Origin of the sequence: Bacillus sp. UMB0728 (assembly GCF_002858875.1) — a bacterium.
GTDB lineage: Bacteria > Bacillota > Bacilli > Bacillales > Cytobacillaceae > Bacillus_AB > Bacillus_AB infantis.
On the sequence record NZ_PKLA01000008.1, the window covers coordinates 86425 to 105237 of the forward strand.

22 protein-coding genes and 1 other annotated feature are annotated in these 18813 nt (G+C 47.8%); of the genes, 16 read left to right on the forward strand and 6 right to left on the reverse strand.

The annotated features are described in order from the left end of the window. Positions 1-13 precede the first annotated feature (13 nt). The 11 genes from CYJ37_RS24495 (at position 14) to CYJ37_RS24545 (ending at position 8035) form a co-directional block, all read left to right on the forward strand. The gene (locus tag CYJ37_RS24495) at positions 14-595 is read left to right on the forward strand and encodes a cob(I)yrinic acid a,c-diamide adenosyltransferase (protein ID WP_101552607.1); all 582 of its coding nucleotides are present in this window, start codon (positions 14-16) and stop codon (positions 593-595) included. A gap of 2 nt (positions 596-597) precedes the next feature. Beyond that, on the forward strand, positions 598-1092 hold the full coding sequence (locus tag CYJ37_RS24500) for an ECF transporter S component (RefSeq protein WP_101552609.1): 495 nt from the start codon (positions 598-600) through the stop codon (positions 1090-1092). Beyond that, the gene (locus CYJ37_RS24505; RefSeq protein ID WP_101552610.1) at positions 1089-1805 is read left to right on the forward strand and encodes an ATP-binding protein; all 717 of its coding nucleotides are present in this window, start codon (positions 1089-1091) and stop codon (positions 1803-1805) included. Before CYJ37_RS24500 ends, CYJ37_RS24505 begins: the two co-directional genes overlap by 4 nt. Positions 1806-1819: 14 nt before the next feature. Next, positions 1820-2434, forward strand: coding sequence for a histidine phosphatase family protein (locus tag CYJ37_RS24510; protein WP_101552613.1), 615 nt, complete (start codon positions 1820-1822; stop codon positions 2432-2434). Next, on the forward strand, positions 2435-2842 hold the full coding sequence (locus tag CYJ37_RS24515; RefSeq protein WP_101552615.1) for a YdbC family protein: 408 nt from the start codon (positions 2435-2437) through the stop codon (positions 2840-2842). Between the two features lie 705 nt (positions 2843-3547). Next, positions 3548-4135 carry a TetR/AcrR family transcriptional regulator gene (locus CYJ37_RS24520; RefSeq protein WP_101552617.1) on the forward strand — a complete coding sequence of 196 codons (588 nt, stop codon included), beginning with the start codon at positions 3548-3550 and terminating at the stop codon, positions 4133-4135. Between the two features lie 5 nt (positions 4136-4140). Beyond that, positions 4141-4485 carry a DMT family transporter gene (locus CYJ37_RS24525; protein ID WP_101552619.1) on the forward strand — a complete coding sequence of 115 codons (345 nt, stop codon included), beginning with the start codon at positions 4141-4143 and terminating at the stop codon, positions 4483-4485. 2 nt (positions 4486-4487) lie between these two features. After that, positions 4488-4802: a DMT family transporter gene (locus CYJ37_RS24530; RefSeq protein WP_101552621.1), complete on the forward strand. Its 315-nt coding sequence runs from the start codon at positions 4488-4490 to the stop codon at positions 4800-4802. A gap of 336 nt (positions 4803-5138) precedes the next feature. Beyond that, the gene (locus CYJ37_RS24535; protein WP_101552623.1) at positions 5139-5900 is read left to right on the forward strand and encodes a class I SAM-dependent methyltransferase; all 762 of its coding nucleotides are present in this window, start codon (positions 5139-5141) and stop codon (positions 5898-5900) included. A gap of 46 nt (positions 5901-5946) precedes the next feature. Next, entirely contained in the window at positions 5947-6330 is a 384-nt protein-coding gene (locus tag CYJ37_RS24540; protein WP_101552625.1) for a VOC family protein, read from the forward strand. Positions 6331-6562: 232 nt separating this feature from the next. Beyond that, positions 6563-8035: a SulP family inorganic anion transporter gene (locus CYJ37_RS24545; protein ID WP_101552628.1), complete on the forward strand. Its 1473-nt coding sequence runs from the start codon at positions 6563-6565 to the stop codon at positions 8033-8035. A 48-nt stretch (positions 8036-8083) separates the two neighbouring features. Here CYJ37_RS24545 and tyrS read toward each other — a convergent pair whose 3' ends face one another. Beyond that, positions 8084-9331 carry a tyrosine--tRNA ligase gene (tyrS, locus tag CYJ37_RS24550; RefSeq protein WP_101552630.1) on the reverse strand — a complete coding sequence of 416 codons (1248 nt, stop codon included), beginning with the start codon at positions 9329-9331 and terminating at the stop codon, positions 8084-8086. 78 nt (positions 9332-9409) lie between these two features. Further along, positions 9410-9621 (reverse strand) — a binding site (T-box leader). A gap of 74 nt (positions 9622-9695) precedes the next feature. After that, on the reverse strand, positions 9696-10886 hold the full coding sequence (locus tag CYJ37_RS24555) for a dicarboxylate/amino acid:cation symporter (RefSeq protein WP_101552633.1): 1191 nt from the start codon (positions 10884-10886) through the stop codon (positions 9696-9698). 351 nt (positions 10887-11237) lie between these two features. Between CYJ37_RS24555 and CYJ37_RS24560 the strand changes: the two genes are divergently transcribed. Both CYJ37_RS24560 and CYJ37_RS24565 read left to right on the forward strand, forming a co-directional pair. Further along, positions 11238-12311: a D-alanine--D-alanine ligase gene (locus CYJ37_RS24560; RefSeq protein WP_101552635.1), complete on the forward strand. Its 1074-nt coding sequence runs from the start codon at positions 11238-11240 to the stop codon at positions 12309-12311. Positions 12312-12385: 74 nt separating this feature from the next. Beyond that, complete coding sequence (locus CYJ37_RS24565) at positions 12386-13759, forward strand: UDP-N-acetylmuramoyl-tripeptide--D-alanyl-D-alanine ligase (protein ID WP_101552637.1); 1374 nt, start codon at positions 12386-12388, stop codon at positions 13757-13759. Between the two features lie 58 nt (positions 13760-13817). Here CYJ37_RS24565 and CYJ37_RS24570 read toward each other — a convergent pair whose 3' ends face one another. From CYJ37_RS24570 to CYJ37_RS24585, 4 genes are all read right to left on the reverse strand, one after another. Continuing rightward, positions 13818-14081, reverse strand: coding sequence for a hypothetical protein (locus CYJ37_RS24570; protein ID WP_101552639.1), 264 nt, complete (start codon positions 14079-14081; stop codon positions 13818-13820). After that, positions 14059-14577 (reverse strand): RNA polymerase sigma factor, encoded by a 519-nt coding sequence (locus CYJ37_RS24575; protein ID WP_129614063.1) that lies wholly within the window; start codon positions 14575-14577, stop codon positions 14059-14061. The genes CYJ37_RS24570 and CYJ37_RS24575 overlap by 23 nt, the downstream gene beginning before the upstream one ends. Positions 14578-14602: 25 nt before the next feature. After that, positions 14603-14968, reverse strand: coding sequence for a group-specific protein (locus tag CYJ37_RS24580; RefSeq protein ID WP_101552642.1), 366 nt, complete (start codon positions 14966-14968; stop codon positions 14603-14605). 354 nt (positions 14969-15322) lie between these two features. Then, entirely contained in the window at positions 15323-15574 is a 252-nt protein-coding gene (locus tag CYJ37_RS24585; protein ID WP_101552644.1) for a sigma-G-dependent sporulation-specific acid-soluble spore protein CsgA, read from the reverse strand. Positions 15575-15791: 217 nt separating this feature from the next. On the opposite strand from CYJ37_RS24585, the gene CYJ37_RS27875 reads away from it, so the two are divergent. The 3 genes from CYJ37_RS27875 (at position 15792) to CYJ37_RS24595 (ending at position 18751) form a co-directional block, all read left to right on the forward strand. Further along, positions 15792-15920: a hypothetical protein gene (locus tag CYJ37_RS27875; protein WP_257964304.1), complete on the forward strand. Its 129-nt coding sequence runs from the start codon at positions 15792-15794 to the stop codon at positions 15918-15920. Positions 15921-16138: 218 nt separating this feature from the next. Next, the gene (locus CYJ37_RS24590) at positions 16139-16831 is read left to right on the forward strand and encodes an alpha/beta hydrolase (RefSeq protein WP_101552646.1); all 693 of its coding nucleotides are present in this window, start codon (positions 16139-16141) and stop codon (positions 16829-16831) included. A 420-nt stretch (positions 16832-17251) separates the two neighbouring features. Next, positions 17252-18751: a DEAD/DEAH box helicase gene (locus CYJ37_RS24595; RefSeq protein WP_101552648.1), complete on the forward strand. Its 1500-nt coding sequence runs from the start codon at positions 17252-17254 to the stop codon at positions 18749-18751. Positions 18752-18813: the final 62 nt, after the last annotated feature.

The following is an 18813-nucleotide window of genomic DNA, read 5'->3' on the forward strand; positions in this document are numbered from 1 at the left end:
AGGGGAAATGAAAATGAGGATTTATACAAGGACAGGCGATAAGGGACAGACAAGCATCATTGGCGGCCGGGTGGACAAAGATGATGTCCGGGTTGAGGCGTATGGCACAGTCGATGAGGTGAACTGCTTCGTCGGACAGGCCATGACTGAGCTGGATGGGGAAGTATTCAAGGATGTGCTTGATGATCTGGAAAAGATTCAGCATGAGCTGTTTGACTGCGGAGGAGACCTGGCCAATGTATCGGCTAAAAGGGAACTGAAGCTTGGGCAGGAAGCCATCGATTATCTGGAAAGCAGGATCGATGAATTCATTGAAGAGGCGCCCGAGCTAGAACGCTTCATCCTCCCTGGAGGTTCAAAGCCTTCTGCTTCCATCCATATAGCAAGGACGGTATCCAGAAGGGCAGAGCGGCTCATCGTCACACTCATCAAAACAGAAGAAAAGGTTCCTGAGGTTTGCCTGCAGTATATGAACCGCCTCTCTGACTATTTCTTCGCACTGGCAAGGGTGATCAATTTCCGCCTTCAAGTGAAGGATGTGGAATATGTTCGGAGCGCGAAGGTTTTCCGCGGCGGAAAGCGCAAGGAGAACTGATTGTGAAAAATAAAAAGATGATGCTGGCTGCCTTGTTCATAGCTTTTTCAGCCATTGGGGCAGCAGTCAAGATTCCGGCGGTCATAGGGAGTGTGGCACTCGATACCTTTCCTGCCTTAGCTGCCGCTGCCCTGCTGGGGGGAGGGGCCGGCAGCGTGGTGGCCGGGCTCGGCCACCTCTTGTCTGCACTTGTCGGCGGTATGCCGCTTGGCCCGCTTCACTTTCTAGTTGCAGCCGAAATGGCCGTTCTGGTTTGGGTGTACGGAAAACTGTGGGGAAGCGGCCGGAGGAAGGCTGCTTTCGCCGTTTTTGCAGCAGGCAACACATTTGCCGCGCCGCTCCCGTTCTTTTTTTTAATGGGGACTGGTTTTTATATCGCGATTGTCCCTTCCCTTCTGATTGGCTCGCTTCTAAATGGGTTGCTGGCTTTCTGGGCAGTCCCGCGCATCAGCCGGGTGCTTGGTGAGAGGCAGAGGGAAGGGAATGTGCCGGAATGAGGGACGTATTATACATACCAGGCGGAAACGGGGAAACACTGGTCATCAGCAGCGACAACAGCGGCGGCATCGGCCTGAAGGAGGCTGACCATGTAAAGGTCCCGTATGAAACGGTTGCTTACTTTGCTTTTCGTACGGCTGTCATGGAAAATCTTTCAGCCGGCGGTGCTCCTTTTGCAGCCGTCCTGCACAATTTTGCTGGGGAAGAGCATTGGAATGCCCTTGCAGGGGGCATTGAGAATGGTGCACAGGAAGCGGGGATTGAAGGCTTGGCTGTCACAGGAAGCACCGAAAGCAATTTTGATCTCCTCCAATCAGCGGTCGGGCTGATCGTTATCGGAAAAAAGACAGGCAGCCCTGAAGGTCCTCCCCTTTACACCGGCCGGGAGAAGCTGGCTGTCATCGGGCTGCCCCTTGTCGGTGAGGAGGTCCTGAGCAAAAAAGAGGCAATCGCACCGCTTTCTCTATTTAAGGAAATCGGCAGGATGGATGGGATCCGTACACTGCCTGTCGGCTCGAAGGGAATACTTTATGAGCTGAACCAGCTTTTTTCCAATAGGGAGTTCACTGGAGATGAAGTTTCCTGCAAGGGCGTGGACCTCTTAAAATCAGGCGGGCCTTCCTGCTGCTTCATCGCCTCCTATTCCAGAGAGCTTGAGCAGGAAATACTGGTGAAGGCGGGAAGCTTTTATCATCAGCTGGAGATCAACTAGAGGAGGAATGAAACTTGCTTGATTTATATTTTGTAAGGCATGGAGAAACGGAATGGAATAAAGCCGGACGGATGCAGGGCAGGCTCGATTCAAATTTGACCGAAAAGGGCCTGAGGGAAGCTGAAAGGCTCGGAGAACATTTACAGGAAATGCAATTCGACGAAATCATCTCAAGCCCGAGCTCACGGACCATCCAGACTGCTGAAAAGCTTGCCGGAAGCACTGCGGCCATCCGTACGGACGAAAGACTGATGGAAATCCATCTTGGCCAGTGGCAGGGAAAAACGGGCGATGAAATAAAGATGCTCTTTCCTGAACAGTACGGTTATTACTGGAACGAGCCGGCAAAGTTCGAGAACCCGGAGGGAGAAACCTTTCCCGATGTGAAAACCAGGCTGGCCGGGTTCCTGCAGGAGCTCGGGGACAGCCGGAGCACAGGGAAAATCCTGATCGTCACCCACGCGGTTGTCATCAAAACAGCGGTCATGCTCGCCAATAAGGTGACAGTTAATGAAATATGGGAGCCCCCGTTCATCCATGGCACAAGCCTCACCCATATGAAATACAGGGACGAAGTGCTCGAGCTTGTACTCGCCGGCGATCTTTCCCATATCGGAGTGCCAGGCTGAATGCTCGTGAAATATATCAGGTGCGGGGTTGAGTCAGGTTACAGGGAAAAATTCAGCTTCGCCCAAATGGGATGGGAGCCATTAAAGCACGTCCCCGGATTTATCCGGCAGTTCGGCGGCTGGACCAGACCGGAAGGGGATGCCGATGCCGTTATCTTTGGTTTATGGGAGAGCAGGGCCAGCTACGATTATTTGATGTCTAGTCTGCATGATAGTCTGATAGGTGAATCATCACAAGAGCGGTATTTCCAATCTATTTCCGTGGTACTTTATGAGGTGGATGAGGGTATGATTCATGGGACGGCCGCTAGCAAAGGGCTTCTGGACATTTTGGGGGAGAAACTGGGCATAGAAACCCGTGAAGTGGAGCTTGCCGGGGAGTGGGAAGTGCGCACGGCAATCAGCTGAGAGTCTAGGACCCTCAGCTTTTTTAGTGGAAATTTAAAGTCATGTACAGAATGGAAGCTAATCTATACATGACTGATAGGAAAAGAAGACGGTCATGTATAGAAAGAGGGTTAATTGATGCATGACTGGCAGGAAAAGAAGACGGTCATGTATAGAAAGAGGGTTAATCGATGCATGACTGGCAGGAAAAGAAAGTAGTCATGTATAGAAAGAGGGTTAATTGATGCATGACTGGCAGGAAAAGAAGGTAGTCATGTATAGAAAGAAGGTTAATCGATGCATGACTGTTAGGAAAGAAGGTAGTCATGTATAGAAAGAGGGTTAATCGATGCAAGACTGGTAAGAAAAGAAGGCGGTCATGTATAGAAAGAAGGTTAATCGATGCATGACTGTTAGGAAAAGAAGGTAGTCATGTATAGAAAGAGGGTTAATCGATGCAAGACTGGCAGGAAAAGAAGGCGGTCATGTATAGAAAGAAGGTTAATCGATGCATGATTGGCAGGAAAAGAAGGCCGTCATGTATAGAAAGAAGGTTAATCGATACATGACTGATAGGAAAAGAAGACAGTCATGTATAGAAAAAAGTTTACCGATGCATGACTAGAGGATATGCCGGTGAGGCAGCAGAAACAATATTCTCTATTGAATATAGAGATTGATTTTGCTATACTTCTAACTAACGATAGTTAGGGAGGCTGAGGAAGGATGACTTCACAGCAGATCAAACAAGCAGCACTAAAGCTTTTTGCTGAAAAAGGATACGAGGGAACGCCGCTTTCTGCCATCGCCAAGGCGGTTGGCATTAAAACCCCTTCTTTATATGCGCATTTTCCTTCAAAAGAAGAGCTGTTCCTGTCGGTTTTCCGGGATACTGTTTCCCTGGAGCTGCTCACAATTAAGGAAGCCATGGAAGATCAAAGCTCTGATAATGCTCTTGATACGATCAAGGCGATCTTTGATGCGCTGACCAAGTTGAGGGAAGAAAATGAGAATATCCAGTTTTTTAAACGGGCGATATTCTTTCCGCCGGCTGATCTCGGGCCAAAGCTGAAAGAAGAATTTTTTGAATATGAAAAGCATTCCACTGACATGCTGCAGGGCCTCTTTGAGCACGGTAAAAAAGAGTCGATGTTCACGGCGGCCGGAAGCGGCGAAATGGCTGCTGCTTTTTATTGCCTGATTGACGGGCTTCTGGTTGAACAGCATTATTACAGCCGGGAGGAATACAACAAACGGAGAGAATCGGCATGGAAGATCTTCCTGGCCGGAATCATCATGAAGAAAGAGGGGTAGCATCAATGCCTTGGGTATATTTATTTGCAGCAGGATTATGCGAAATAGGCTGGGCTTTCGGGCTTAAGTATTCAGAAGGATTCACAAAGCCATTGCCCGCTGCCATCACGGTTATATTGATCATCATCAGCTTTATGCTGTTCTCAAATGCGATGAAGACCATCCCGATCGGAACAGCTTATGCAGTATTTACTGGGATTGGAGCGGCAGGGACTGTAATTGTCAGTATGATGTTCCTTGGGGAGCCGGGCGGGGCTGTGAAGCTTTTATTCCTGGCGCTGCTGCTCGGCGGCATCATCGGGCTGAAAATGACCTCCAAAGAAGAAGAGACGGAAAAGGGGGCTGAGTAGGTATGTCGTGGTTTTATTTAGTATTGGCGGGCTTCGGTGAAATAGGCTTTGTCATTTTCATGAAGCTGTCAGAAGGCTTTACCAGAAAAAAGTATACAATCTTATCCGCGTTATCAGGCTTCATCAGCTTTTATTTTCTTTCCCGGGCACTGCTGGAGATTCCGATTGGCACCGGCTACGGGATCTGGACCGGAATCGGTGCAGCCGGAAGCGTGCTGCTTGGCATGCTGTTTTTCGGTGAATCCCGGGACTGGAAGCGGGTTGTATTTATCGGGATGATCATCGGCGGTGTTATTGGCTTAAAAACAATCAGCTAAGCAGAGGCAGCAGCTCTAAAATTTAGAGCGGCTGCTTTTTTTCGGCTGTTTCTACCTGGTTTCAGAGTTATTCTACCTGAATTTTTGTTTTTTCTGCCTGAAATCGGCTGGATTCTACCTAAAAATAGTGATAATTTTTCCGTGTAACATTTATTACCAATTTACCTCATAAAAAATTCGAAAAATTATAAAAAAACACAACATAAATGCTAAAATATAAGTAAAAAGGAGCCATAACCAATGTACTGCCAACTAACCGACAGCTAGCAACCCGAAACGGGGGCCGCCTTCCTTCTATTTTGCCAAGTTAATAAACAATAGACAGGAGGAGACGGAATGAACAGAGCATATTTTGATTTTTTAGTAAAACAAGCTGAGAAGGAATTTACAGGATGGGACTTCTCTTATCTGACGGAAACAGGGAGGATGGCCTCTGAGCCACTGGGCTGGAATTATACGAACTGGGTGCTGCCTGAGATGTTGGATGCGGCATCCATGCTGGATATGGGCACCGGCGGGGGAGAGTTTCTTTCCTTATTATCCCCGCTTCCGTCCTATACAGCTGCCACAGAAGGTTACGGGCCAAATATAGAGATTGCAGCAGAACGTCTAAGGCCGCTGGGAATAGAGGTTTATGAGGTAAAAGATGATTCGGGACTGCCTTTTGGTGACCGTTTGTTTGATCTCATTATTAACCGCCATGAATCATATGATCCGCAGGAAGTAAACCGCATCCTGAAGCCCGGCGGGGTCTTTGTAACCCAGCAGGTTGGCGGAACTGATAACTTAGGATTGAACCGTATGCTTGGCGCTAAAGAGGACTTCGGATATGCCGGCTGGAACCTTGAGAAGTCCATTCACCAGCTTGAAGATGCCGGCTTCCATATTGCCGACTCTTATGAAGCATACCCTTATACAAGATTCTATGATGTCGGCGCTATTCTCGACTATTTGAAGGCCATTCCCTGGCAGATAGAAGGGTTTACTGCCGCAAGATACGAAAAAAAGCTAAGGGAGCTGCACGGGGAAATCCAGCGGACGGGCTATGCGGAAGTCCGGTCGCACCGGTTCATTATAAAAGCGCAAAAGAAAAGCTGACAGATCAGCCGGCCGGAAGGGCCGGCCTGTTGAAAGGGGCGGAAAGATGAGTTTGAAGCTGGGCTATATCATTTTATATGTTGAGGATTTGGAAAAGACGAAGCGGTTTTATGGCGAACTTCTCGGTCTCGAGCTGAAAAATGAATTTGGCACCTACATAGAATATGACACAGGCAGCACGATCCTCTCCATGAACACAAGGGAAAATGGGCGTGAACTGACAGATCTTCCAATACCAGCAGGTTTCCGGGAAGAGCAGACGATGGAGCTGGGCTTTGTGACGGAGGATGTGGAAGGGACAATCGAAAAGGCACGCAAGGCAGGAGTCCGCATTTTGCTGGAACCCGTGAAAAAGCCCTGGGGGCAGACTGTCGCCTATATGGAAGATCCGGATGGGCATTATATTGAGATTTGCACACCCATCGGCTAAAAATGCCTGGCCCTCTTTTTAGAGGGCTTATTTTTTTGCGTGAACAAGATTTATCCGGTTAAGTATTTCGAAGAAAATCGAAGGGAAACAGTGGAAACCCATTAATTCGGCGCTTACACCAGCTCTTGTAAATTATCTGGAATATGGTATGATACTCTATGTTTTTGTCGGCCCGGACTTTGATGAGAGTTCAAAGTCACACTATAAATCCAATAAACTAAGGGGTGTTCATTTGAAAGGTTTATCAATTAAAGAACAATGGTTTGGCAATGTCAGAGGAGATATCCTGGCCGGGATTGTCGTAGCGCTTGCGCTCATTCCCGAGGCGATTGCTTTCTCCATTATTGCAGGTGTGGACCCGATGGTCGGTCTCTATGCTTCTTTTTGCATTGCGGTCATTATCGCATTTGTCGGGGGACGGCCGGGGATGATTTCAGCGGCAACCGGGGCCATGGCCCTGCTGATGGTTACGCTTGTTGCAGACCACGGGCTTCAGTACTTGTTTGCTGCCACCATCCTGACCGGGATCATTCAGCTGCTGCTGGGTGTCTTTAAGCTGGCCAGGTTTATGAAGTTCATTCCAAGGTCCGTGATGATCGGGTTTGTAAATGCGCTCGCCATCTTGATTTTTATGGCACAGCTTGAACAGTTTGTCGGTGCTACATGGGTCATGTATGCCATGGTAGCCGGTGCGCTTGCCATCATTTATTTGTTTCCGCGCATTACAAAGGCTGTCCCATCGCCGCTTGTTGCCATTATTGTCATTTCTATCATTGCGATAACGACAGGTTCGGATGTACGGACAGTAGGAGACATGGGAGAGCTGACAAGAAAGCTTCCGGTCTTCCTGATTCCGGATATCCCGCTGAACCTGGAAACACTGAAGATTATCTTCCCTTATTCCCTCGGACTAGCCATTGTCGGCCTGCTTGAGTCACTTTTGACTGCTTCCATCGTCGATGATATGACCGACACGGAAAGCAACAAAAACCGTGAAGCCAGAGGGCAGGGGATTGCCAATATCATTAACGGATTTTTCGGCGGGATGGCCGGCTGTGCGATGATTGGCCAATCCGTCATTAATGTGAAATCTGGGGGACGAGGAAGGTTATCTACCTTAACAGCAGGTGTGTTCCTGATGTTCCTGATTCTGGTCCTCGGCGACCTGGTCGTCCAGATTCCGATGGCTGCGCTGGTCGGAGTCATGATTATGGTATCCATTGGTACATTTGACTGGACTTCTCTCCGCAATATGGCAAAGGTTCCTGCCACCGATTCGATTGTAATGGTCGTAACGGTTGTAACGGTTGTCTTTACCCATGACCTGTCTAAAGGCGTCTTTGCGGGAGTGCTCCTGAGTGCGATATTCTTCGTTGCCAAAATCTCAAAGGTGAAGGTGTCAACAGTCCTAGATGAAAAAGCAGGCAAACGCACCTATAAAGTGACAGGACAACTGTTCTTCGCCTCTGTCACTGATTTTGCCGGCAGTTTTGATTTGAAGGAAACGGCGCAGGAAGTAGTGATCGACCTCTCTGAAGCACATGTCTGGGATGACTCTGCTGTAGCTGCCATTGATAAAATTGTGATGAAGCTCCGGGAAAATGGAACAAGCGTCCAGCTGATCGGCCTCAACGAGCCGAGCCTGCATCTGGTTGATAAGCTGGCTGTCCACAAACAGGATGGAGCCAAGCTTTCCGGCCATTAAAATAGAAACAGGGAAGACATCCTAAATGGTGTCTTCCCTTATTTTATTCTAAGCCTTTTTAATCCTGACGAATTTCCGCTTTCCAACTTGCAGGATCAGCTCTGCCTGCAAAGAAACCTTCGTGTTGATATCCTCAGCCTTTTCGCCATTCATCCTGACACCGCCGTTTAGAACCATCCGTCTTGCTTCGCTTCTGGAAGAAAAGAGGCCGGCAAACATCAGCAGCTCCAGCAGCTCTGGTTCATCACCGCCAACCCATGTAAGGACGGGCATGTCTTCCGGTATGGAGCCTTGCTGGAATACGCTTTTAAAATGGGATTCTGCCTTGCTGGCAGCTTCATGTCCGTGGTACATGCTGACAATGGTTCTGGCAAGCTGCATTTTAGCATCCCGTGGATGAAGCGACCCTTCTTCAAGCATTTCCTTAATGGACCTTTTCTCAGCGAGCGGCAGGCTTGTTGCAAGGTGGAAGTATTTCTCCATCAGCTCATCTGGAATCGACATGGCTTTGCCGTACATGTCCTCCGGTTTTTCGTCCACCCCAATGTAATTGTTCTTGGACTTTGACATTTTCTCCGTTCCATCGAGCCCTTCCAGTAGTGGAACAAGGATTACCACTTGTTTTTCTTTGCCATAATGCTCCTGCAAATGCCTTCCCATGAGGACATTGAAATGCTGGTCATTGCCGCCGAGTTCAATATCGCTTTCGAGCATTACTGAATCATAGCCCTGCATGAGCGGGTAGAAAAACTCATGGAGGGAAATGGGCTTCCCTGCCCCAAGCCGTTCAGAAAAATCATTCCGCTCTAGCAGGCGGGCCACAGTGATTTTGCCGGCCAGCTCGATGACATCCTGGAGATGGAGGGAGGACAGCCACTTGGAATTATAATGAAGCTCGGCCTTGCCCATATCAAGCACTTTGCCGAATTGCTGGAAGTAGGTTTCCGCATTATGCTTTACCTCTTCGTCGGTCAGCTGCTTTCTTGCTGAAGATTTCCCAGTCGGATCGCCGATTTTTCCGGTAAAATCGCCGATGATCAGCTGGATGGTATGGCCATTTTCCTGGAATTGCTTCAGCTTATTCAATACGACCGTATGGCCCAGGTGGACGTCAGGTGCGGACGGATCAAGCCCGAGCTTCACCTTCAGCGGCTTGCCGAGAAAGAGTGATTTGGCGATTTTATTTTTCAGCTCCTGAGGGGGCACCACATCCTGAGTGCCGCTGGTGTAAAGCTGATATTGCCTTTCAAGCTCCTTTTCCTGATTGGGGTTCAGCTTTTCTATAAAATTCTCCACGATATATCCTCCTTATGTTTTTTTGTTTGCGGCACTTCCTGATGAGTTTTGAATGCACAAAAAAACCACATCCCTGTAAAAAGGGACGTGGTTTTGCACGCGGTACCACCCTTGTTGAAGACATTTGTCTTCCGCTCGTTCGGATAACGGACCGTCCGTCCTTTGCTACTAAGGTTCACAAAGAATGTTCCAGGAGGTAATTCACGTTTGCTTTTGTACCGGTTCGCACCAAACACCGGCTCTCTTCAAACAGGGAAGCAAACCCTACTGATTCCTGTCATAACTCATCTATTTAATTACTGTTTACTGAATGTTAGAAACAGTTTAGATGATTATCCAGGAGATGTCAAAAGTAATTTTCAGGCTATACAGCTTTTGCTTCATTTTTGAGCGGAACGGCTTTCTTTCCACTTGCTTTGTCTGCCAGGATTGTGATGGCGCCATCACCTGTTACGTTGCAGGCAGTACCGAAGCTGTCCTGGGCAAGATAGAGGGCAATCATCAAAGCAGTCATTGTCCCATTAAAGCCAAGCATAGATTCCAGCAGGCCTAGCGCAGCCATGACGGCTCCCCCCGGGACGCCTGGCGCGGCAATCATTGTAATCCCGAGCATCATAATAAACGGGAACATCTGCCCGAAGGATACTGCTTCACCCTGGAGCATAAGAACTGCAATGGAACAGCTCACTAGTGTGATGGTGCTTCCGGATAAGTGAATCGTTGCCAGGAGAGGTACAGCAAAATCAGCTGTTTTCTCCCGTGCGCCCAGCTTTTTGACCTGTTTTAGTGTCACAGGGATTGTAGACGCAGAAGACTGAGTCCCGAGCGCAGTGAAATAAGCAGGAAGCATTGACTTCAGCAGGTAGAAAGGATTCTTCCTGGCGGCAGCCCCTGCTGCTGTGTACTGCAAAAGCAGGAATAAGAAATGAAGGGCAATAATCATGATAAATACTTTTGCGAATACACTGATGATGCTTCCCACTTGTCCGCCGTACGTCATATTCGCAAAAATTCCGAAGATATGAAATGGCAGCAAAGGGATAATGATTTTTTCGATCAGCATTTCGATGATGCCGCGGAAATCATCCATCACATTTTGCAGGGCATTGCTTTTCAGGCCGGCAAGTCCAAGCCCGATTGTAAAAGCAAGCAGAAGTGCTGTCATCACGCCCATGACCGGCGGCATGTCCACCTGGAAAAAGGGGGCAGCGAGCGCTTCCTCTGGATTTCCGAATTCCTTTAAGCTCTGATTCTTAAGCAGGGCAGGGTACAGGCTGACAGCGGCAAAATAGGCGGCTGTTCCCGCAGCGATGGTAGAGGCATAAGCAAACCCTGTCGTAATGCCGAGAAGCTTGCCGGCACCCTTTCCCATTGTCCCGATCCCGGGAGCAATGAACCCGATGATGATTAAAGGGATGGCAAAGCCGAGAAAGTTTCCGAACAGGCTGTTGAATGTAGCGAACAGCCTAATGGCTCCTTCTGGAGAAAAAGAACCAATTAAAATGCCTAAAGCTATTGCAAGAATAATTCTGGGGAGTAGTCCTAGCCGTTTCATCATTGTCCTCCTTAAAAATACATTTGTTTGTATAACGTGGATTATACAGTCGTATACCTTTCTTGTTAAGTGGAAATTTTTAAAAGTGAATAAATAAAAATATTCTATAAATTCTAACAATAACATCTAAAAAACTATTCGAGAATAATTCCTTAGAACCAGTTACCCGGGAGGCTGGAGGAATTAAGGGGAATGGGTTGCAAATGGGCATAGGAAATCATACATATATAGAAAGCAGGGCAGACTGGGAAAGAAAAAAATTCCTGCAAATAACAATAGTCAATCACGCCTTTTTCGCTTTTGGAGTGGTAAAATGAAACATGTGATTGAATAAATGGAGGGTTCCTTTTGATGAAAAAGAAGCTTGGATTATTATACGGCGGAAAATCCGCAGAGCATAAAGTATCAATGCAGACGGCCCTTGCTGTCATTAAAGCCTTGGATTTGGAGAAATTCGATATATATCCTGTTTACATAACCGAGGAAGGGGAATGGGTGAAGGGCCCCATGCTTGAAGCGCCGGCAGAGAGCGTCAAGCAGCTGGAATTCTCCCAGGGAGAGGCTATGTCGCCTGCAGCCCTCGCTCCGGCAATGTTCAAGTCAGCTGAAGAAAGCAGCTTTGACGTTATCTTCCCGCTTCTTCACGGACCGAATGGTGAAGACGGCACGGTTCAGGGGATGCTTGAGCTCCTTAACCTTCCTTATGTCGGCAATGGTGTGCTTGCCTCATCTGCAGGCATGGATAAAGTCATCATGAAGAATATCTTTGCCCAGGCTGGCCTGCCGCAGGTCAAATATGTATGGTTCGTCCGCAGCGAATGGCAAAAGGCTGGAGAAACAGCTTATGAGAAGGTAGAAAATGAACTTGGCTATCCTTGCTTTGTCAAGCCGGCCAATCTTGGGTCCAGTGTAGGGATCAGCAAATGTTCAAACCGGGAAGAGCTGGCAGCAGCATTTGAAGAAGCGTTCCAGTTTGACCGGAAGATCATTGTGGAGGAAGGCGTAACAGCGAGAGAGATTGAGCTCGGCGTCCTTGGAAATGATGAGCCGGAGTGTTCTGTGGCCGGCGAAATCGTACCGAAAAAAGACTTCTATGATTATAAAGCCAAGTATGAGGATGGCGATACAGCCATGATCATTCCTGCTGAAATCACAGAAGAGGAATACAGCACACTGAACGAGATGTCGATCAGGGCTTTCAAGGCTCTTGACTGCTCCGGACTCGTAAGGGCAGACTTCTTCCTGACACGTGACGGCAAGGTCATGATCAATGAGGTCAATACAATGCCTGGCTTTACACCGTTCAGCATGTTCCCGCTTCTTTGGAAGCATACTGGCGTGGAATACCCGCAGCTGATTGAAAAGCTGGTAAATCTGGCTATTGAAAGACATACGGAAAAACAGAGCATAAAACATACAATGTAAACTTTTAGATAGAGGCACGGCTATGTGGGCCGTGTCCCTTTTCTATTAATAGAATCAGTTAGGAGGCGCAGCAGATGATTCAGCGTACAATCGCTCAGATTGCCGGGATGATCCCCGTTTTAAATGACCACTCGGCTTTTTCTGATGTCAGCATCAAGGGAGTTTCTATAAATTCAAGGACAATGGAGCCCGGCAACCTGTTCGTTCCATTCAAGGGGGAACAGACTGATGGGCACCGTTATGTAGAGGATGCCCTTCGAAAGGGGGCGGCAGCTGCACTTTGGCAGAAGGATGTTCCGAATCCGCCGCTCCATTTGCCGATCCTTATGGTAGAGGACACGCTCAAGGCGGTGCAGCAGCTGTCAGAGGCGTACCGGAATGAGCTGGATATTAAGGTGGCCGGGATAACAGGCAGCAATGGAAAGACGACAGTGAAGGATATGACTGCCCGCCTTCTGTCTTTAAAATACAAGGTCCAAAAAACAGAGGGGAATTACAATAACCATCTTGGCCTGCCCCTTACCTTGCTATCTTTGGAGGAAGATACTGAGGTTGCGGTCCTTGAAATGGGGATGAGCGGCTTTGGGGAAATTGAGTTCCTGACAAAGCTCGCCCGTCCGGACGTGGTCATGATTACCAATATTGGGGAATCGCATCTCCAGGATCTCGGCTCAAGAGCGGGCATTGCAAAGGCCAAGCTTGAAATCATTGAAGGGCTGAAGGACGATGGAATGATCATCTATCATGGGGATGAGCCTCTCCTGAAAGACAGGCTTGCCGGCTATAGCGGCCCGGCAGAAATCCGTTCGTTCGGCCAAAGCTCTTCTAATAGCATCTATCCTGTTAAGATCAATCAGGAAGAGAAGGGGAGCGTCTTCCAGACGAATCTTTCAGATATGGAGTATCATTTGCCGGTGCTCGGTGTCCACAATGTTATGAATGCCCTCTGCGCCATGGAGGCTGCCCGTTTCCTCGGAGTCCCTTATGAGCAGATGAATGAAGGGTTTGCTTCCTTGAAGCTGACAGCGATGAGAATGGAGCTTTCGGAAGGAAGCAGAGGCGAAAAGATCATCAATGATGCCTATAATGCCAGCCCGACTTCAATGAGGGCGGCAATCGATCTCGTGTCAGAGCTTTCAGGATATAGCAGAAAGGTGCTTGTGCTGGCTGATATGCTTGAGCTTGGAGATGATGAAGTGAGATTTCACCGCGAGATTGGCCAAGCGATCGACCCGGAAAAGATTGATTATGTGTTAACGTTCGGATCCCTCGGCCGCGTTATCGCGGAAGGGGCACAAGAGGCGTTTTCAGAGGACCGGGTTTTTGCTTTTTCTGAGAAAGGCCCATTGATCGAAAAGCTGCAGAGCCTGACGAGTGCTGAAACAATTGTGCTGTTTAAAGGCTCCAGGGGAATGAAGCTGGAAGAAGCAGCTGAAGCACTGAAATGATATAAGGAAAAAAATCCCTGTTTCACATGAAACAGGGATTTTCTTATAACTATATGGGTCAAAGACGCAAGAGCTGGACAATAGCCAATACTGCGCCGACGGCTATAGGGGAAGCGGTCAGAAGGGTTAAGCTTCCCCCTTTATTAATATAATTTTCAAGCGGATTGGCCGCAGGTGATGCCAAAAAAGAGAGAATTCTGTCGAAACTGCTCTTTTTCCTGGGGATTTCCGGTGTATCTACATGGTAGGAATCCAGATGCATTTTTAAAAACGGATTCTGTTTTAATAATTCTTCTGCATCATTGGCTTTTTCTTTGTTCAATTTCATCCACCTCCAGGACAGTTTTCAATGTTTTTATGGCATGATGGAGCCGTGACTTCACCGTGCCGACAGGGATGCCGACAACCTCTGCAATCTCTGACTGAGGCATATCATGATAATAGCTTAAAATAATGACTGCCCTCTGTGCCTCAGGGAGGCTGGAGATGGCTTCCCGAACCGTCATCTTATCTGCCTGGTCCATCTGCCCTTCAGATGAGGGGAGCAGGAATGGCATCAGCTTCTGCCATTTTTTCCGCCTATTCAGCTTGGTGATCATTAAATGATAAGCGATTTGAAAAAGATAGGTTTTAACGCCTGCCTTCTTTGGGTCATAGCTTGCTTTTGACTGGTGGAGCTTCAGGAAAGCATCCTGGACAAGATCGATGCTGAGCTGCTCTTCTTTCGTGAAGCGGAACAGAAAAGCATATAAGGGGGATTTAAGCGAAAGATACAACTGGTCAAATGCCTCTTCGCTCCCTTCCTGGAAGGCTATCATGAATTGATTGGCTCTTCCGGCATGCTCAGTCATCCCGCTGAAGCTCCTTGACCCCTTTGATGACCATGGCCAGCCGTGAAATAAGATAGGCTGTCCCGACAATCACCCAGGCCTGGCCCTGGTTTGTGAAAAATTGGACAAAAGGATTTTCGATGGTGCTTCCTCCGGAAATCATGAAGTTTAAAATCTGGATGCAGATGATGCTGTAGGCGGCCACTCCGATCGCGAGGCCGTCGAAAACATTCCAGCGGAGCAGGACAGGCGACTTGCGAAAATTGATCTTGCCATTTTCTTTGACGATATATTTCCGCTGAAACGGAATGGCGATAGAGAAGATAATGATCATGATAAATACTGTGACAATCATTGAAACGATGAATCCAGTCCCCATTTGAGACACTCCCTTGCTTGCATTGTATCTATTATACAAATGAAGGGGGAGGGAGGTTCAATGGAAAAATAAAAAAACGGCGGAGGCCGTTTTTTTGAAGATATTGCAGAAAGAGGCAAAAAGAGTTTGAAAACCTGTTGATTGGAGTGCAAGGCACGTAGACTCCTGCGGGAGATAGCGGCAAGGCTGAGACCCCGCAAGAGCTTGCTCTGAGGAGGCTCAGCGTCGCCCCGCGGGAAGCGAAGTGCCTGGAACGGAAATCAACATCCCCGTTTAAAGCAGGAGATAATTCTCATAACAATTAAAAGGTTTACCTATCCCTTTAAACAATTCCCGAGAAAAATATTTTCCCGGCTAAGTAAGAAGCTCATAAATTTCATTCAGCTTATTGGCTCTTTTATAATCCAGCTCTTCTTTGGCGTGCTGGATTTCAGGGGGGAGTATGCTGTTCAGGAAAGCGGCTTCCTGCTCGGTAAGTCTGCTTACAAACGCATTATCTCCTTCTGAAAGATCGTCAGTGATTTTATGGTACAGCTCCCGGCATTCATGGGAGCGGTCCGTGTAATTGGACAGCAGTTCACGCAGATAGCCCAGCGATTGGTTCATGATCCTCACCTCATTATTGTAGTCCCTTACTAGGATGGTGAGTGGGTAAATGAAATATGTGCTCCGAAAGATAAATGTTTAAAAGAATTTTTAAGGGGTAAATAAAATGAAAAATCCGGCCGACCCCCATAATCCGATTTGCTGAAGAGAATGTTATACTAGAGATAGAAAAGCCTGGCCTGAAAAAGGCGCATATAAGAGGCATAGGAGGTTTCGTATGAGAGCGCATTATCTGGATATTGACCGGCTGCTCGATGAAACCAGTGAATTACAAGAAGAGAATATATTTTATGCGATAGGCCAATTCGAGATAGACAAGCTCCTGGAGAGCACCCGGGATTGGTGAATTCATTGGTTCAGCCTTTAAGGCAGCACTTATGACAGCATAAAGGATTATATAAACAGGGGAAAGATAGATACAAACAGAGGCTGCCATTTTTCAGGCAGTCTTTTCTTTTATGGTGACTGCCTTTGCGGGCGGATAATTTTGTTGGAATAATACTCATGGCAAAGTGTAAAATAAAGGAACTGTGAGAGCAAATCATACAGACGAAGGTGATGGACATGATCGGGTGTCTTTGTATACATGGATTTACAGGTGCTCCGTTTGAGCTCGAGCCGCTGACGGAGTATCTCAGGAAACATACTGCGTGGGAGGTTGCCGTCCCTACCCTGCCTGGACATGGGGACAGGCTGCAGCTGAAAGGCATTGAGTATAAAAAGTGGATAAGCCATGCTGAAGATGAGCTGCAGAAGCTGATGGAGAAGTGTGATGAAGTCTATGTGATCGGTTTCTCCATGGGCGGAATCATTGCCAGTTATCTGGCGGTGCATTACCCGGTGAAAAAGCTGATCCTCTTAAGTGCGGCCGCCTATTATGTGAACCCGAAGCAGCTTGTGAAAGATATAGGAGAAATGATAAAGGACACCGTTAAAGGGAATCTTTTCAAGAATGAAATGTTCCTGAGATATAACCGGAAAATCAGGGAAACCCCGATTGCAGCCACGCTGCAGTTCAGGAGGCTGGTGTCTTCTGTAAGGCCGATCATTAACCAGATCCGGATTCCTACCCTGATTGCCCAGGGAGAAGTGGACGGAGTCGTCCCGCCGCGCAGTGCCACATACCTATATGAAAATATAGGTGCATCGTCCAAAAAGCTTATTTTTCTAAAAGAATCGAAGCACCTGATCTGCCACAGCGGCGAATGTGAAGGGCTGTTCCAGGATATATTGGAATTTCTGCAGCATGAGGCATAATTGCCAGGGTGGGCACTTTATTGCAAAGCGCCCTTAAAAATGGTAAGATAAACCCTAAAGTGCCAAAGAGAAATTTCTTTGAAACCCGGACATACTCCACCTGGAGAATGTCTTTTTTCACTTTAATATATAGGTATGACTGCAAGGGGCTTTATTATAAAAATTGTTCAAATACTGAATGAAATATAGCCAGCTAAATAAGCTGCCATCTCCTTTACCGGGTTTCAGCCAGGATCCCTCCACTTAGATCCCGGCAGAGATACAAGATCTTCGGTCCTCTTAGAACACTCCAAAACGCTTGCCTGCCAAGTCTTGTGCAGGAAAGCATGTTTTGCCATGTATTGTCCGAGCGGCAGCTGACCCTGCTGATCTGACGCTAATCACCATAAATAATTGCCAAGAAACAAAGGAGAGAATACATTGACAAAGTTTCAAGATTTAGGCATCAGTCCTGCTACAATGAAATCACTAAAAAGAATGGGGTTTGAAGAAGCTACCCCAATCCAGGCGGAAACAATCCCTTTGAGCCTTGCTAATAAAGATTTGATCGGCCAGGCACAGACCGGTACGGGAAAAACCGCTGCATTCGGGGTTCCGCTGATTGATAAAATCGACACAAGCAAGGATGTTATCCAGGGGATCATCATTGCTCCGACCCGCGAGCTTGCGATCCAGGTATCTGAAGAGCTTTATAAGATCGGCTACGGAAAAAGAGCGCGCGTGCTTTCCATCTATGGAGGCCAGGATATCAACCGTCAGATTCGCGCCCTTAAAAAGCCACCTCATATCATCGTCGGAACACCTGGAAGGGTCCTTGACCATATTAACCGCAAAACGCTCCGCCTGGACAATGTCCACACAGCGATCCTTGACGAAGCAGATGAAATGCTGAACATGGGCTTTATTGAAGACATCGAATCCATCCTGTCAAGCGTTCCTGTGGAAAGGCAGACCCTCTTGTTCTCTGCCACCATGCCTGCACCAATCCAGAGAATGGCAGAAAGATTCATGAGAGACCCGCAGGTCATCCGTGTCAAAGCAAAGGAAATGACGGTTCCGCTTATTGAGCAGTTCTATGTAGAAGTACAGGAAAGAACCAAGTTCGACGTACTGACACGCCTGCTGAATATCCAGTCCCCGGAACTTGCCATCATTTTTGGGCGCACCAAAAGGCGTGTTGATGAGCTTGCAGAGGCGCTGAATCTGAGAGGCTTTCTTGCAGAAGGGATTCACGGAGATCTCAGCCAGGCGAAGCGTATGTCTGTACTGAGGAAGTTCAAGGAAGGATCCATCGATGTTCTTGTTGCGACTGATGTTGCTGCAAGGGGCCTTGATATTTCAGGCGTAACGCATGTTTATAATTTTGACATCCCTCAGGATCCTGAAAGCTATGTTCACCGCATCGGCCGTACAGGGCGCGCAGGAAAAGAAGGAATGGCGATGACTTTCATCACGCCACGCGAGAGATCTTATCTTTCTGTCGTTGAAAGAACAACAAAGCGCAAGATGGAAAAAATGGTTCCGCCAACGCTTGCTGAAGCCCTTGAAGGCCAGCAAAAGGCTGCAGTCGATAAAATTTCACAGGCCATTAGTGCCAATAACCTGGAAAGCTATAAAGAGGCAGCAGACGAGCTTCTTGAGCAGCATGATGCTTCTGACGTTGTGGCAGCTGTCCTGAAGCTGTTGACGAAAGAGCCGGACGACACTCCTGTCAAGCTGACAGAAGAAAAGCCGCTTCCATCCAAAAGGGACAGAAAGCCTTATGACCGCAGAAGAAGCAATGATAATAGAAGAGGCAGCGACAACAGAAGAGGCTATGATTCCAAAAGGAAAGACGGCCAGTATAAACCAAGGCAGGGTCAGGGCGGCGGACGCCGTCAAGGCAATTATTCCAACCGTACGTCCGACAGCAGCCGTTAATAGAATATAGAAAATGGGCACCATGAGTGCTTTAAGCAAAAGGGGTACGGAATTTATATCAT

Coding starts and splice junctions, on each gene's coding strand:
- CYJ37_RS24560 (WP_101552635.1), top strand. CDS start 11,238: ATGAAAAAGAAGCTTGGATTATTATACGGCGGAAAATCCGCAGAGCAT.
- CYJ37_RS24585 (WP_101552644.1), bottom strand. CDS start 15,574: ATGAACCAATCGCTGGGCTATCTGCGTGAACTGCTGTCCAATTACACG.
- CYJ37_RS24555 (WP_101552633.1), bottom strand. CDS start 10,886: ATGAAACGGCTAGGACTACTCCCCAGAATTATTCTTGCAATAGCTTTA.
- CYJ37_RS24535 (WP_101552623.1), top strand. CDS start 5,139: ATGAACAGAGCATATTTTGATTTTTTAGTAAAACAAGCTGAGAAGGAA.
- CYJ37_RS24495 (WP_101552607.1), top strand. CDS start 14: ATGAGGATTTATACAAGGACAGGCGATAAGGGACAGACAAGCATCATT.
- CYJ37_RS24575 (WP_129614063.1), bottom strand. CDS start 14,577: ATGATAGCCTTCCAGGAAGGGAGCGAAGAGGCATTTGACCAGTTGTAT.
- CYJ37_RS24525 (WP_101552619.1), top strand. CDS start 4,141: ATGCCTTGGGTATATTTATTTGCAGCAGGATTATGCGAAATAGGCTGG.
- CYJ37_RS24515 (WP_101552615.1), top strand. CDS start 2,435: ATGCTCGTGAAATATATCAGGTGCGGGGTTGAGTCAGGTTACAGGGAA.
- CYJ37_RS24505 (WP_101552610.1), top strand. CDS start 1,089: ATGAGGGACGTATTATACATACCAGGCGGAAACGGGGAAACACTGGTC.
- CYJ37_RS24530 (WP_101552621.1), top strand. CDS start 4,488: ATGTCGTGGTTTTATTTAGTATTGGCGGGCTTCGGTGAAATAGGCTTT.
- CYJ37_RS24520 (WP_101552617.1), top strand. CDS start 3,548: ATGACTTCACAGCAGATCAAACAAGCAGCACTAAAGCTTTTTGCTGAA.
- CYJ37_RS27875 (WP_257964304.1), top strand. CDS start 15,792: ATGAGAGCGCATTATCTGGATATTGACCGGCTGCTCGATGAAACCAGT.
- CYJ37_RS24540 (WP_101552625.1), top strand. CDS start 5,947: ATGAGTTTGAAGCTGGGCTATATCATTTTATATGTTGAGGATTTGGAA.
- CYJ37_RS24590 (WP_101552646.1), top strand. CDS start 16,139: ATGATCGGGTGTCTTTGTATACATGGATTTACAGGTGCTCCGTTTGAG.
- CYJ37_RS24580 (WP_101552642.1), bottom strand. CDS start 14,968: ATGGGGACTGGATTCATCGTTTCAATGATTGTCACAGTATTTATCATG.
- CYJ37_RS24565 (WP_101552637.1), top strand. CDS start 12,386: ATGATTCAGCGTACAATCGCTCAGATTGCCGGGATGATCCCCGTTTTA.